Genomic DNA, 14,155 nt, shown 5'->3' with positions numbered 1-14,155 from the left:
TTTCATCATGGAATGGCAATTAATTCTTACCCTGTTTGGTAGCTTCGCCGTTTTACTCGCAATTGGTGTACCGGTTTCGTTTGCGATCGGTTTGTCATCGTTAGCCACCATTTTGATGGGCTTGCCGCTTGAACCCGCCATTGCGGTAGTCGCACAGCGCATGGCGGCGGGTTTAGATAACTTCGCCCTGCTAGCCATCCCGTTCTTTATTCTGGCAGGCAACATCATGAACCAAGGCGGTATTGCTCTGCGCCTAATTAACTTCGCCAAAGTCTTAGGCGGCCGACTACCAGGCTCACTCGCCCACGTTAACGTGATGGCAAACATGATGTTTGGTTCGATTTCAGGCTCAGCGGTTGCTTCTGCCGCTGCCGTGGGTGGCACGATGTCTCCGCTGCAAAAGAAAGATGGTTACGATGAAAACTTCTCTGCCGCGGTGAACATCACCTCTTGTCCATCAGGTTTGTTAATTCCCCCCAGCAATACCTTGATTGTGTTCTCGCTGGTTTCTGGCGGTACTTCGATCGCGGCGCTGTTTTTAGCAGGCTACATCCCGGGTATTTTGATGGGGCTGAGCATCATGGTGGTGGCAGGCATTATCGCCAAACGCCGTGGTTACCCTGTGGCAGCGCGCCCAACGCTCGCGATGGTGTGGGATACCTTCCTCAAAGCAGCACCTTCACTCGCGCTAATCATCGTGATCATGGGCGGCATTATCGGCGGAATTTTCACCGCAACGGAAGCGTCTGCGATTGCGGTGGTGTACACCTTTGTACTCGCGGTTTTGGTATACCGTGAAGTCACATGGCGCGACCTGCCCAAAATCGTTCTTGAATCGGCGGTCACCACATCCATCGTGCTGCTGTTGGTCGGTGCCTCTATGGGGATGTCTTGGGCGATGGCCAATGCGGATATTCCTTACATGATCGCCGATGCTCTGCTCGCGATTTCCGATAACCCAATGATGATCTTGCTTATCATCAACATCATCCTGTTGATTGTCGGCATCTTCATGGATATGACGCCAGCGGTGCTGATCTTCACGCCAATCTTCCTGCCTATCGCACTCGATATGGGCATCGACCCTGTGCACTTTGGCATCATGATGACCTTCAACTTAGCGATTGGTATCTGTACTCCGCCAGTTGGCAGTGCGCTATTCATTGGTTGTTCGGTAGCCAATGTCGCGATCGATAAAGTGATTAAGCCTTTGCTGCCTTTCTACGCGGCGCTGATCTTGGCGCTGATGGCGGTGACCTTTATTCCTGAACTCAGCCTGTTCTTACCAAAGCTAGTTCTTGGCTACTAACTCTTTCAATGAATCATCCCGCAGAGCTTCTGCGGGAGAAGGGAAATAAAATGAAAAACATTGCAAACTCTACCCTGAATGCTGCTGTTTCGCTGCCTGATTACAACCGTTCAGCCCTCAAAAGCCGCATTGTTCACCTTGGTTTTGGTGCTTTCCACCGCGCTCACCAAGCCCTATTCACCCATGAAATGCTCAGCAAAACAGGCTCTGATTGGGGTATTTGTGAGATCAACTTATTTGGTGGTGAAGACTTGATTCAATCACTGCGCGCGCAAGATCACCTCTACACCGTCGCAGAAAAAGGTGCGCAATCGACTGAAGTTAAAGTGATTGGTTCGGTGACCGAATCTCTCCATCCCACTATGGATGGAATTGCAGCAGTGCTGGAAAAAATGGCCGAGCCGCAGGTGGCGATCGTTTCCATGACGATTACCGAAAAAGGTTACTGCGCCGATCCGGCCACCGGTACGTTGGATAAAAACAATCCGCTGGTGATTGCCGATCTGGCGAATCCCAGCGAGCCCAAATCAGCCCTCGGCTACATTGTTCAAGCACTGAAACTGCGCCGCGATCGTGGTTTGAAACCTTTCACTGTGATGTCTTGCGATAACGTGCAAGAGAATGGCCATGTCGCCAAAGCCGCGATTCTCGAATTTGCTCAACTGCTTGACCCAAACTTGCGCGATTGGATTGAAACCCATGTGACTTTCCCATGCACTATGGTTGACCGTATTGTGCCGGCAGCAACAGAAGAGACTTTGACAGAAATCGCGCAACTGCTTGGTTGTGAAGACCCATGTGGCATCGCTTGCGAACCTTTCCGCCAATGGGTTATCGAGGATAACTTCGTCGCAGGTCGCCCAGATTGGAATGTGACTGGCGCAGAATTTGTCGCTGATGTTGTGCCTTATGAAGAGATGAAACTGCGCATGCTCAACGGCAGCCACTCGTTCTTAGCTTACTTGGGCTACTTGGGTGGCTACGCACACATTTCAGACACCATGACAGATGAAGGCTACCGCAAAGCCGCTTTCGATATGATGATGAAAGCGCAAGCGCCCTCCCTCACCATGCCCGAAGGCACGGATTTAGCTGGCTACGCTAAGCTGCTCATCGACCGTTTCACCAACCCAAGCCTGAAACACAAAACGTGGCAGATTGCGATGGATGGCAGCCAGAAAATCCCACAACGCATGGGCGGCAGCTTACGCTTCCACCTCGCACAAGGTTCTGATTTTTCATGGTTGGCCACCGCGATTGCCGGTTGGATGCGTTACGTGGCTGGCGTTGATGAACAAGGCAACGAGATTGACGTTCGCGACCCGATGGCCGCGACTCTGCGCCAAATTTGCGATGAACATGGCTTAAACGTTTCAGTGGTACCAGCCCTACTCAGTGTCGAAGCGATTTTCCCTGCTGAATTAGGCCAAAACACCAAAGTAATTGAAGCGGTCAGCCACGCTTATCAATCTCTACTGGCTCACGGTGCACGCGCCACTGTGGCAGCGCTGTAAGAGGAAAGCAGCATGAAGACTTTTTTGTGTGACGATTTTTTACTCTCCAATGAAACGGCGCGCCGCTTGTACCACGAGCATGCATCGCATCAACCGATTTATGACTACCACTGCCACCTTAATCCGGCAGAAGTGGCGCAAGATCGTCAGTTTGAGAATTTAAGCCAAATTTGGTTGGCGGGCGATCACTACAAATGGCGCGGCATGCGTTCTGCAGGTATTGAAGAGCGTTTGATCACCGGCAATGCAAGCGATTACGACAAATATATGGCGTGGGCGAAAACCGTACCGCAAACCTTAGGCAATCCGCTGTATCACTGGACTCACCTTGAACTGCGCCGTCCATTTGGGATTAAGGATACATTGTTAAGCCCGAAAACGGCCGATCACATCTGGCACCACTGCAATGAACTGCTGGCAACACCGGAATTCAGCGCTCGTGGCATTATGCAGCATATGAATGTAGTGATGGCAGGTACTACGGATGATCCGATTGATTCACTCGAACACCATAAAGCGATCGCCGCCGATGACTCATTCAATGTGCAAGTGCTGCCTAGCTGGCGTCCGGACAAAGCGTTCAAAATTGAGTTAGCGGGCTTTGCTGATTATCTCAGCCAACTCGGTGCCGAGGCAGATATTGAAATTCACCGTTTCGGCGATTTACTCAATGCCTTAGATAAACGCTTGGCGCACTTCGATACGCACGGCTGTCGTGCAGCCGATCACGGGATTGAGGTGGTGCGTTACGCCCCAATCCCAACCGAACAGGATCTGGATGCGTTGTTAGCTCGCCGTTTAAAGGGCGAAGTGCTTTCTGAGCTTGAATGTGCACAATTCTCCACTGCGGTTCAGGTTTGGCTTGGCAAACGTTATGCGCAATTGGGTTGGGTGATGCAGTTGCACATTGGCGCGCAGCGCAACAACAACACACGCATGTTCCAATTGCTGGGCGCGGATGCAGGTTTCGATTCGATTGGCGATCGCCCATTTGCCTTTGAGCTGGCGCATCTACTGGATGAAATGGATCAAACCAATGAGTTGCCTCGCACGATTTTGTACTGCTTGAATCCGCGTGATAACGAAATGATGGCGACCATGATCGGCAACTTCCAAGGGGGCGGTATTGCGGGCAAAGTGCAGTTTGGTTCCGGTTGGTGGTTCAACGATCAGAAAGACGGCATGCAGCGTCAAATGGAGCAGCTTTCTCAACTTGGCTTACTGAACCAATTTGTCGGCATGCTGACTGATTCGCGCAGCTTCCTATCGTACACACGCCACGAATATTTCCGCCGTATCCTATGTGATATGGTCGGCCGTTGGGCCGAAAATGGTGAAGTACCGAACGATCTCTCCCTGCTTGGCCCAATGATTGAAAACATCTGCTTTGGTAACGCTAAACGCTATTTTGAAGAGAGGGCGTAACCCATGAAACATATCGCCATTATGGGCGAATGTATGATTGAGCTGAACGGTAAACCGTTCGGCGCAATGCATCAAACATTTGGTGGTGACACGTTAAACGCCGCGGTTTATCTGCGCCGCGGCTGTGAAGCCAATACTAACCCAGACGACATTAAAGTTTCTTACGTGACCGCACTCGGTACCGACCCCATTAGCTCTGGCATGCTGTCGCGCTGGCAAGAAGAAGGCGTTGCAACAGAACTCGTGCTGCGCGACCCCACTCGCACGCCCGGTTTGTACCTGATCCAACTTGATGATCAAGGTGAACGCACTTTCTTATATTGGCGCAACCAATCTGCGGCGCGTTACTTACTGCAACACCCCGATTTTGGACAGATTAACCAGGCGTTAAATCAGGTCGATATGGTGTTTCTCAGCGGAATCACTCTGGCGATTTTGCCTGATGAAGATCGTATTGCCCTGCTCAACCTGTTGGTTGAACTCAAAGCCAAAGGGGTTGAAATCGCGTTTGATAGTAACTTCCGCCCCGCTCTGTGGCCGCAAGATGACCACCATACAGTGAAAGAAATCTACCAAGTCATGTACCAACTGACGGATGTAGCGCTCGTCACCTTTGATGACGAGCTGTTGATTTGGGGGGATAGCACTCCAGAGCAGACCATTCAACGCCTCACCGCACTTGGCGTGCAAAAATGCATCGTCAAATTAGGGGCTGAGGGCTGCTTGATTCAAGATTCCTCGGCTTCTACTTTCGCTCCACAAGCAGTACCAACCCAACCGGTAGTGCAGGTAGTGGATACCACTTCCGCGGGTGACTCCTTCAACGGTGGATTCCTCTCGGCCTACTTAGCGGGCGCCGATTTAGCCACCGCATGCCAACGTGGTAACGCACTGGCCGGCACTGTGATTCAGCATCGCGGAGCCATTATTCCCAAAGCATTCACACAATCGGCGCTTGGCGTCGCTTAAGGAACCAACATGTCTAGTATTAAACAACAACTGAAAGCTCTGAAAGTGATCCCAGTGATCGCCATCGACAACGCCGAAGACATCATCCCACTGGGTAAAGTGCTGGTGGAAAATGGCCTGCCTGCTGCCGAAATCACCTTTCGCTCAGAAGCGGCGGTCGAAGCCATTCGTCTGCTGCGCCAAGCACAACCGGACATGCTGATCGGCGCAGGCACGGTGCTCAATCGTGAACAAGCGATTGCCGCCAAAGAAGCAGGCGCGACCTTTATTGTCTCCCCTGGCTTTAACCCTAATACCGTCAAAGCGTGTCAGGAGATCGGCATTGATATCGTACCGGGCGTGAATAACCCGAGCACGGTTGAAGCAGCACTGGAAATGGGCTTAACCACGTTGAAGTTTTTCCCTGCCGAAGCCTCTGGCGGGATCAACATGGTGAAATCCCTGCTCGCGCCATATACCGATATTGAGCTGATGCCCACTGGAGGTATTAGTTCTGCCAACATCAAAGATTACTTAGCGATCCCACGCGTGTTAGCGTGCGGCGGTACTTGGATGGTGGATAAAAAGCTGATTGAAGCTGGAAACTGGGAAGAACTGGCTCGGTTGACTCGTGAAGCCGTTGCGTTAGTCAACTAACCCTCTGACTGAGCTTAACCATCTTGACGCCCCTCACTTTGAGGGGCGCTTTCACTAAAGAGGCACAACAATGGACAACGCGTTAGCGCAAGGCATAGGTGGTATTGCGTTTCTGGTCGGTGTGATGGCCTTTTGGCAAAAAGACGATATACGCTTTCGTTATCAGATGGTCGCATTTTGCTTCATCATGGGCGTTCATTTTGCCTTGCTAGGTGCAACCGTTGCCGCCATCGGTGTGGTGATCAATGGCATGCGCAGTTTTGCTTCGATCAAAACACAATCACGCAGAGTCATGTGGTTTTTTATCGCGTTGATGTGGCTGATGACGCTGCCCAACATCACCCACTTTTTCGAGTTTATGACTGTGTTTGGATCGTCAGTGGCAACTTGGGCACTATTTTCTAAACGAGGGGTCACCCTACGCAGTCTGATTCTATTTAACTCGCTGTGTTGGGTTAGCCACAATATCTGGCTTGGTTCCATCGGCGGGACACTGGTGGAAAGCACCTTTATTGTGACGAACCTGATGACCATTTATCGGTTAACTCAAGCATCGAAAAACCCGCAGCTTCATAGTTAAACCACTCTGCTCTGAATGTAAGGAAACAGGTTTATCCTTTGGGTAAGAACAGCTCGGCCAACATGCAGCGCACACTGCCGCCACCAATGGTTTCTATGATAGGCACAGAAAATGGCAGCAACTTACCGTGGGTGGCAAGTTGGTTGAGTTGAGCGGGTGTAAATGCCTCATAAGCCGATTGCGACATGGCGATCACTTTCTGCCCGTCACAAGTTTCTAATTGCAAAATATTGCCGCAGAAGCGGTTCATTTGCTCAATCGAAATCGAAATAACCTGTTTATCTTTAGCCAACGATTTTACGACAAATCGGCGCTCATATTCGGGGATCGCTTCATCGCAAATAACGCAGAAATGCTCACCTATCGCCATCATCACATTGGTGTGATAAATCGGCGAGCCAGACGGCAATCGAGTTTGGAACGACACCACGCGCGAATAGCCGATCTGTTCGGCATACACTTCCAACACTTCACGATCGCAGCGCTGTGAAAGCCCCGCATAAATGGTGCGATTGGGGTGATCCATTACCATCACTCCAGTACTTTCTAAAAAAGCGTGCTGCTCAGTAAACGCCAGCAAAGAGTGCTGTTTTTTCACAGCAAAGCCTTGCTTTTGTAAGGTATCAATCAAAGCTTCAGGGCGTACTTCCAAACGGCGGTTGGCGCACGCCATTGGGAACAAAAATAGCTCGCCCGCCTCAGTGGTACTAAACCAGTTATTCGGGAACACCGCATCCGGCGTTGCACCTTGGCCTAGGGGGTAATCAAATATCACAACGTCAACACCCGCTTGGCGAAGACCGTTTACCATGGCGTTAAACTCGCTCATAGCGCGCTGCAAAATGGTTTCAGCGCTGAGTGCCAACGGGTTTTGAAAGGCATTATCTTGCGCAGTTTGCGCATTAAAGCCGAACTCTTTTGGCGGCACCATAACGACAGCGCGAGCCGTTTGCGCAGCAGAGCGCGGAATCAACATATTGGGTTGTAGATGAACATTCATAATAGGCACTCATCACCGATTTCACCCCAAAAGTGTAAACAGAATGTTAACTAAAGATTTGCTGATTTTGATGAATTTCAATCGATAAATTTTATCTTTTTACTGAAAAAATGGCTCATCGCAGTCAAATTTGCTGGCGTTATGGATGACATCGGCTGGATTCGCTTAGAAATAACACGCCAAGCGGATTGGCTCGCACAACCGAAACCAAACGACTTGGTGTGGTAGCTTCAACTCGCAAGGGTATAACTTCAAGTCACCAATGGATAACGCTATACTGCTTCCGTTTTAACAGAAAATCACATTTTGGCGGACGCTCGCACGCGTGCTCTCTCCCTCACTGCCGCCCTATCACAGCAAGGATCTTGTTCATGTTTAAGCTATTTGAAGGTTTCACCGACCCTTTTCCCAAAGGTGAACCCCAACGCCCACCCAACACTTTGTGGGCTTTTTGTCGCCACTACACTCGCGGCTTTGAAAAACCATTGATCGTGATGGCGTTACTCAGCACGGCGATCGCGATTATCGAGGTCTCTCTGTTTGGCTTTATGGGCCAACTGGTGGACTGGCTTTCCACTAGCCACCCAGAAACCTTTTTGGCGGAGAATCAAAGCACATTGATTGGACTGGGTTTGCTGGTACTGATTGGTATGCCGATGCTCATCGCCCTCTATTCGTTGCTGATCCATCAAACACTCCTCGGTAATTACCCGATGTCGATCCGTTGGTTGGCACACCGCTATCTGCTCAAGCAAAGCGTGTCGTTTTATCAAGACGAATTTGCAGGGCGCATCTCAACCAAAGTGATGCAAACGGCGCTCGCGGTACGTGAAACCGTGATGAAAAGTCTCGATGTGTTTGTGTATGTGATGGTTTATTTCACCGCGATTGTAGTGATTTTGGCGCAGGCCGATTGGCGCTTAATGATCCCTATGCTGATTTGGCTGGCGATTTACGTTGCGGTGCAAATGTATTACGTGCCTAAGCTGAAAAAAGTGGCTTCCGAGCAAGCCGATGCCCGCTCACTGATGAGTGGCCGTATCGTCGATAGCTACACTAACATTATGACTGTAAAGCTGTTTTCGCACAGTCAACGTGAAACGCAATACGCCGAAGAAGGCATGCAAGATTTTCTGGGCACCGTCCATCGCCAAATGCGTTTGGTGACCGGTTTTAATATTTGGGTTGAAATGGCCAACTACTTATTGGTGTTTACCATTGCTGCCCTATCGATTTATCTGTGGACCACCAGCGCCATCAGCGTCGGTGCCATTGCAGTTGCAGTCAGTTTATCCTTGCGTATCAACGGCATGTCTAAATGGATCATGTGGGAAGTCAGCGCCCTGTTTGAAAACATCGGTACCGTTGTGGATGGCATGACCATGCTGGGCAAACCCATCACCGTCACCGATAAACCTGACGCTAAACCCTTGGTGGTTAAACATGGTGGCATTACCTTTGATGATGTGAGCTTCCACTACGGTGAAAACAAAGGCGTGATCAACCATCTCAATCTCAACATCAAGCCGGGTGAAAAAGTCGGTTTAGTGGGACGTTCGGGAGCCGGTAAATCGACCTTGGTGAACCTGTTACTGCGTTTTCATGATGTAGAGAGCGGCCGGATTCTCATTGATGGTCAACCCATTTCAGAAGTGACCCAAGAATCGCTACGCAGCAAAATCGGCATGGTGACACAAGATACGTCACTGCTGCACCGCTCCATTCGCGACAACATTTTGTACGGCAATCCGAACGCCACCGAGGAGCAGCTGTTGAAAGCAACGGCGCAAGCCCACGCTCATGAGTTCATCCTCGGTTTGACCGATCCGCATGGCAACAGTGGTTACGATGCACAGGTCGGTGAACGTGGCGTCAAACTCTCTGGTGGACAACGTCAGCGGATTGCGATCTCTCGCGTACTGCTGAAAGATGCGCCACTGTTGGTGCTGGATGAAGCAACTTCCGCGCTCGATTCTGAAGTGGAAGCCGCGATTCAAGAGAGCCTCAATGAGCTGATGCAGGGCAAAACTGTGATTGCAATTGCCCACCGTCTGTCGACCATCGCAGCGATGGATCGCCTGATCGTGCTCGATAAAGGCCAAATTGTTGAGCAAGGTACTCACCAAGAGTTGATTGCGCAAAACGGCATTTATGCTCACCTGTGGGCGCATCAAACCGGTGGTTTTATCGGCTGTGATGAAGACGAAGTAGAAGAAGCCATACTGGCATAATTCCAATCAACACTGAATAAGCCCGCGACCATTCGCGGGCTTTCCTCTTTCTGGGCTTTTGACTTAGAATTTCGCTACTTTTTCCATGCATTAACCGAAAAGCACTTGGCCGCTATGCCAAGGTAAGACTTTGAGTAACTTAGAGAACACTATGAATAAAAGCCTTATTACCAATGTAGTGGCGCTGGCCCTGATGGGTGTCGGCTATTTCCTGCCTAACCACTATGCCTTTTATGCGGGGCTGTTTGCCTTTTCTGGCGCGATCACCAACTGGCTCGCCATCCATATGCTGTTTGAAAAAGTGCCGGGACTGTATGGCTCCGGCGTGATTCCCGCACGTTTTGAAGATTTCAAAGCCGCCATCAAAAATCTGATGATGGAGCAGTTTTTTACCGATGCCAATATCGACCGCTTCCTCAATAAAGAGATGAATGGCGCGTTGAACCTTGATTTGCAACCGGTGATCGCCAAAGTCGATTTCAACCCGACCTTTGATTCGCTTGTCGAAGTGATAAGCCAATCCTCCTTCGGTGGCATGCTGGCGATGTTTGGCGGCGCGACCGCGCTTGAGCCACTGAAACAGCCCTTTGTGGAGAAGATGCAAACGGCGCTTGTCGATATGAGCCAAAGCGAGTCGGTACGTGAAGCCCTAAAAGGGCAACTCGAATCCCCCGCGATGCTGGATGAAATCAAAGCCAATATCGAAGGCATCATCGATCAGCGCTTAAATGAGCTGACTCCGCAACTGGTCAAAGAGATCGTGCAGAAGATGATCAAAGAGCATCTAGGCTGGCTGGTGATTTGGGGCGGTGTGTTTGGTGGCGTGATTGGCCTTGTTTCCGCGGCTTTGGTTTAAACATCCGCACTGTAAACCTAAAAAATCAGCCCCAATAATGGGGCTGATTTTATCAATACAGGAAAAACACCGAGTTAGTAAAGCTCCGTTAACATCGAATCTTGGTACGCTTTTAGCTCTTCACCCTTTTGAACACGGGCGATGTAATCTGGGTTAGCGATAAATGGACGACCAATCGCGAGCAGATCAAACTCATTATTTTCAATCGCAGTCGCACCCGTTTCTGCGCTAAAACCACCGACACCCATCAGCGTTTTTGAGTAGTGCTGACGCAAGTAAGTCGACACTCGACCACCTAAGAAATCAAAGGTCACACTGTCATCAAACATCCCTTCATGCAGATAGGCCAAATTGCGTTTTTCCAACTCAGGCAGTAAATAATCAAACACTTCACGATCACGCGGGTCCGCTTTGATGTTGAAATACGCCCCCGGAGACACACGCAGCGCGGTGCGCTCTGCGCCAATACGTGCGATCACCGCATCCACCACTTCCAAAGCAAAACGCGCCATATTGGCCGGCGTTTCACCGTACTCATCGCTGCGTTGGTTCGAATCAAAATGCAGGAACTGGTCAATGAGATAGCCGTTCGCGCCATGAATCTCGACTCCATCAAAACCCGCCAAGCGTGCATTTTCCGCCGCTTGTGCGTAATCGGCCACCAGTTGCTTGATCTCCGCTTGGCTCGCCGCTTTCGGTACTGTGTACTGCAATTCACGGCGGCGTGGCACACTGCCTTCGACACCGAGAGCTGAAGGCGCTAGAACGTATTCACCCGCAAAAAAGGCAGGGTGAGCTACGCGTCCGGTATGCCATAACTGAGCGAAAATCTTACCGCCGTTGGCATGCACGGCGTCCGTTACTTTTTTCCAACCGGCAATTTGCGCCTGCGTAAACAGCCCCGGAGTGTTCGGGTAGCCTTGAGCATCGGGGCGAATAATGGTGGCTTCGGAAATGATCAGCCCAGCATCGGCACGGCGTGCGTAATACGCCACCATGGCATCGGTCGGCACCAAATCATCATCAGCCATGCAGCGCGTCAGTGGCGCCATCGCAATTCGGTTGTTTAAAGTAATCACATCATTGAGCGCGTATGGCTGAAAAAGAATATCGGTCATTTGAGTTGTCCTGTGGTTGTCTGTTGCGCTTATGCTAGATCATTCTTGAACAATCGTTCAAGAACTTTTTTGAATGAACGTTCAAGATACTTTGTCATCGACTCGGTTTAGCGCTAGAATCGCGCCATGTTCGATGAAGAGATTGTGTTGTGCGAGTAGCTGAATTTGACCGAGAGCAGGTGTTGCGATCCGCGATGGATGAATTTATGTCCAAAGGATTCAACAAAACCAGTATGCAAGATTTAAAACGCGTGACCGGTTTACACCCCGGCTCGATTTACTGCGCGTTTGAAAATAAGCGCGGTTTGCTGATTGCCGCCCTTGAGCAATACACCAAACAACGCGTCTCGGAATTTAATGCGATTTTCGCCGCACATCCCACCATCTTAGCGGGATTAAAGCAGTACATGGCGATGGTGGTGGATGAGTGTGAACGCGATGAGATCAAAGATTGCTTGCTGCAAAAAGCACTCAATGAACTCTCTTGTCAGGATGAAGAAGTCGAAACGCTGATCCGCGCAACCGTCGGTACTTGGAAGCAAGGCATGCTTGCGCAATTACAAGAAGCACAGCAGCGCGGCGAGATAAACCCAGACAGTGACTGCGTGCTACTCACCGAATATTTGGTGATGGGCATTTATGGTTTGCGCTCGTTTGCCCACACTCGGCCGGAAAAGGGCTTACTCAAAAAGCTCGCCGATAAACTGTTGGACGCGATTCGCTGATCCGCCAGTGTTGGTAATTCCTACAAAAAAGCCACAGATGCGGTCTGTGGCTTTTCACTTTTTTGGCGATATCACACAAAATCGCTGAGCATCCAGAGCGCCAGCAGCAAAAACACCGCGCCCATCACTTTGTGCTGGTAAGTGCGAAAACGCTGATTGTCGACCAGCGAGCGACCAAACACGCCAATCAAAGCCACCAACAGCAGATTAAACAGCAAGCCGCACACATTCAGCACCATACCCAGTGCGAACATCTGTTCGGCGGAGCTGGCCGCGATATTGGTTGAAACAAACTGCGGCAAAAACAGCACAAAGAACACCAAGGCTTTTGGGTTCAGCAAATTGCTCACTAAAGCGCGTTGGTAAAAGGTTTTTGCTACCGCTTGTGCCTCATCCAAGGTGGGCGCTTGCGCTGCATCGGCACGCAGGCAATCCCACGCCATTTTGAGCAGGTATGCTCCCCCCAACAAATGCAGCACATTGAGCGCCAACGGGTTCATCGCAATCAGTGCAGAAACCCCGAGCGCCGCGAGTAAGGTTAAAATCATCCCTGATGTGGCATTGCCCAAGCTGGCAAACAAACCGACTCGGCGTCCGTAGCTCATACTAGAGCTCGCAATCAGCAGCATATCTGGCCCAGGGATCAGCAACAGCGCCAATACCGCGGTGAGATAAACCGGTAATACCGAAACATCAATCATGTTGAAAATCTTGTTAAAGCTGGAAAGCGGCGGATTTTATAGGAGACATACCGCCATTTCCATATGAAAGATAATCCAAATAAACTCATTTCTAGCCAGAGATAAAATAGTGTGGATTTCGATTAGTACAGAAGCGCAATTTTGTACAAAAACTTTCCTGCACTTTGCAGTAGACTCATTAGGGAAAAGCACAAGGAAGCGTGATGAGCGACTCAGCAGGCAAAATTAAAGAACAAGCAAAATTTCAGATTGCCGAAGAATTTGGCGGCCTTGAGCTGCTTGATGCGCAATACGAAACACAGAATTTTTCTCGCCACAGCCATGAAGGGTATACCGTGGGTGTGATTGAGCGCGGTGCACAATCTTTCTACCGCACCGGCGGCAACCATATTGCGCCGCAAGACAGCATTATTTTGGTCAACGCCGATGAAGTGCATACCGGACACTCCGCCGTCGAAGGTGGTTGGGCGTATAAAGCCATGTACCCGCTGCCCGAGCAATTTGCCACGGTCGCCAAAGAGATCGGTGCCAATACCGGCGCGCCTTATTTTCCACAAGCGGTGGTGTATGATCCCGAGCTCGCGAGCCAACTGCGCTTAGTGTTTGAAACCCTTGAGAAATCGACTAACCGCTTGCTACGTGAAACCCTGATTTACGCCAGCTTAGTCAAACTGATGACACGCCACGGCCGCACAGCACCACAGGCCGATCAACCGCTATCTGCACTACGCCCATTATTGCTAGTTAAAGAGTTTCTGGATGATTTTCCGCAGGCCGATGTTTCACTCGAAGAGCTGGCACAACTGGCGGGATTAAGTCCTTTTCATCTGGTGCGGACGTTTCAAAAACAGTTTGGTTTGCCACCCCACGCTTATCAAATCCAAGCCCGCTTGCGCCTCGCGAAAACCCTGTTAAAGCAAGGCGTGAGTATCTCGGAAACTGCGCAAGAGTGTGGCTTTCACGATCAAAGCCATCTGCATCGTCACTTTAAAAAAGCACTCGGCATCACGCCAAAACAATACGCCAAACCTTAAGCAAGCCGCGCAAGATTATCCAAGATGACCCGCTTATCCCTATGCTTTGATAACCCC

At 50.3% G+C, this 14,155-nt stretch carries 13 protein-coding genes; 10 read left to right on the top strand and 3 right to left on the bottom strand.

The features are described 5' to 3' along the window. The first annotated feature begins 7 nt into the window (after positions 1-7). The 6 genes from MKA69_RS14100 (at position 8) to MKA69_RS14075 (ending at position 6,433) form a co-directional block, all read left to right on the top strand. Positions 8-1,309: a TRAP transporter large permease gene (locus MKA69_RS14100; protein ID WP_000455168.1), complete on the top strand. Its 1,302-nt coding sequence runs from the start codon at positions 8-10 to the stop codon at positions 1,307-1,309. A gap of 50 nt (positions 1,310-1,359) precedes the next feature. Then, the gene (locus MKA69_RS14095) at positions 1,360-2,823 is read left to right on the top strand and encodes a fructuronate reductase (RefSeq protein ID WP_305848332.1); all 1,464 of its coding nucleotides are present in this window, start codon (positions 1,360-1,362) and stop codon (positions 2,821-2,823) included. Between the two features lie 12 nt (positions 2,824-2,835). Further along, positions 2,836-4,248, top strand: a complete 1,413-nt coding sequence (uxaC, locus tag MKA69_RS14090; RefSeq protein WP_305848331.1) for a glucuronate isomerase — start codon at positions 2,836-2,838, stop codon at positions 4,246-4,248. 3 nt (positions 4,249-4,251) lie between these two features. Then, positions 4,252-5,217 carry a sugar kinase gene (locus MKA69_RS14085; protein ID WP_305848330.1) on the top strand — a complete coding sequence of 322 codons (966 nt, stop codon included), beginning with the start codon at positions 4,252-4,254 and terminating at the stop codon, positions 5,215-5,217. A gap of 9 nt (positions 5,218-5,226) precedes the next feature. After that, positions 5,227-5,853: a bifunctional 4-hydroxy-2-oxoglutarate aldolase/2-dehydro-3-deoxy-phosphogluconate aldolase gene (locus MKA69_RS14080; protein WP_305848329.1), complete on the top strand. Its 627-nt coding sequence runs from the start codon at positions 5,227-5,229 to the stop codon at positions 5,851-5,853. Between the two features lie 70 nt (positions 5,854-5,923). Next, complete coding sequence (locus tag MKA69_RS14075; protein ID WP_305848328.1) at positions 5,924-6,433, top strand: YgjV family protein; 510 nt, start codon at positions 5,924-5,926, stop codon at positions 6,431-6,433. Between the two features lie 31 nt (positions 6,434-6,464). On the opposite strand, the gene ctlX is transcribed toward MKA69_RS14075, so the two are convergent. Further along, entirely contained in the window at positions 6,465-7,433 is a 969-nt protein-coding gene (gene ctlX, locus MKA69_RS14070) for a citrulline utilization hydrolase CtlX (protein ID WP_305848327.1), read from the bottom strand. Between the two features lie 371 nt (positions 7,434-7,804). On the opposite strand from ctlX, the gene vcaM reads away from it, so the two are divergent. After that, positions 7,805-9,664 carry a multidrug efflux ABC transporter VcaM gene (gene vcaM, locus MKA69_RS14065; protein WP_305848326.1) on the top strand — a complete coding sequence of 620 codons (1,860 nt, stop codon included), beginning with the start codon at positions 7,805-7,807 and terminating at the stop codon, positions 9,662-9,664. Between the two features lie 151 nt (positions 9,665-9,815). Further along, entirely contained in the window at positions 9,816-10,520 is a 705-nt protein-coding gene (locus tag MKA69_RS14060; protein ID WP_305848325.1) for a DUF445 domain-containing protein, read from the top strand. Between the two features lie 74 nt (positions 10,521-10,594). Here MKA69_RS14060 and MKA69_RS14055 read toward each other — a convergent pair whose 3' ends face one another. Next, positions 10,595-11,638: an alkene reductase gene (locus MKA69_RS14055; protein ID WP_000129732.1), complete on the bottom strand. Its 1,044-nt coding sequence runs from the start codon at positions 11,636-11,638 to the stop codon at positions 10,595-10,597. A 149-nt stretch (positions 11,639-11,787) separates the two neighbouring features. Between MKA69_RS14055 and MKA69_RS14050 the strand changes: the two genes are divergently transcribed. Further along, positions 11,788-12,363: a TetR/AcrR family transcriptional regulator gene (locus MKA69_RS14050; protein ID WP_114793778.1), complete on the top strand. Its 576-nt coding sequence runs from the start codon at positions 11,788-11,790 to the stop codon at positions 12,361-12,363. Between the two features lie 71 nt (positions 12,364-12,434). Here the strand turns inward: MKA69_RS14050 and MKA69_RS14045 are convergent, their stop codons facing one another. Then, positions 12,435-13,064, bottom strand: coding sequence for a LysE family translocator (locus tag MKA69_RS14045; RefSeq protein ID WP_000568039.1), 630 nt, complete (start codon positions 13,062-13,064; stop codon positions 12,435-12,437). 203 nt (positions 13,065-13,267) lie between these two features. On the opposite strand from MKA69_RS14045, the gene MKA69_RS14040 reads away from it, so the two are divergent. Then, positions 13,268-14,098, top strand: coding sequence for an AraC family transcriptional regulator (locus MKA69_RS14040; protein ID WP_305848324.1), 831 nt, complete (start codon positions 13,268-13,270; stop codon positions 14,096-14,098). Positions 14,099-14,155 lie beyond the last annotated feature (57 nt).

This window comes from Vibrio sp. AH4, from assembly GCF_030710545.1.
Lineage (GTDB): Bacteria > Pseudomonadota > Gammaproteobacteria > Enterobacterales > Vibrionaceae > Vibrio > Vibrio metoecus.
Note: the sequence above shows the minus strand (reverse complement) of the source record. Positions and strands in the feature narration are given on the sequence as shown.

What these genes read in the sequence shown, in the direction of transcription:
- MKA69_RS14100 (WP_000455168.1), top strand. Translation starts at nt 8, where the DNA reads ATGGAATGGCAATTAATTCTTACCCTGTTTGGTAGCTTCGCCGTTTTA.
- MKA69_RS14095 (WP_305848332.1), top strand. Translation starts at nt 1,360, where the DNA reads ATGAAAAACATTGCAAACTCTACCCTGAATGCTGCTGTTTCGCTGCCT.
- uxaC (WP_305848331.1), top strand. Translation starts at nt 2,836, where the DNA reads ATGAAGACTTTTTTGTGTGACGATTTTTTACTCTCCAATGAAACGGCG.
- MKA69_RS14085 (WP_305848330.1), top strand. Translation starts at nt 4,252, where the DNA reads ATGAAACATATCGCCATTATGGGCGAATGTATGATTGAGCTGAACGGT.
- MKA69_RS14080 (WP_305848329.1), top strand. Translation starts at nt 5,227, where the DNA reads ATGTCTAGTATTAAACAACAACTGAAAGCTCTGAAAGTGATCCCAGTG.
- MKA69_RS14075 (WP_305848328.1), top strand. Translation starts at nt 5,924, where the DNA reads ATGGACAACGCGTTAGCGCAAGGCATAGGTGGTATTGCGTTTCTGGTC.
- ctlX (WP_305848327.1), bottom strand. Translation starts at nt 7,433, where the DNA reads ATGAATGTTCATCTACAACCCAATATGTTGATTCCGCGCTCTGCTGCG.
- vcaM (WP_305848326.1), top strand. Translation starts at nt 7,805, where the DNA reads ATGTTTAAGCTATTTGAAGGTTTCACCGACCCTTTTCCCAAAGGTGAA.
- MKA69_RS14060 (WP_305848325.1), top strand. Translation starts at nt 9,816, where the DNA reads ATGAATAAAAGCCTTATTACCAATGTAGTGGCGCTGGCCCTGATGGGT.
- MKA69_RS14055 (WP_000129732.1), bottom strand. Translation starts at nt 11,638, where the DNA reads ATGACCGATATTCTTTTTCAGCCATACGCGCTCAATGATGTGATTACT.
- MKA69_RS14045 (WP_000568039.1), bottom strand. Translation starts at nt 13,064, where the DNA reads ATGATTGATGTTTCGGTATTACCGGTTTATCTCACCGCGGTATTGGCG.
- MKA69_RS14040 (WP_305848324.1), top strand. Translation starts at nt 13,268, where the DNA reads ATGAGCGACTCAGCAGGCAAAATTAAAGAACAAGCAAAATTTCAGATT.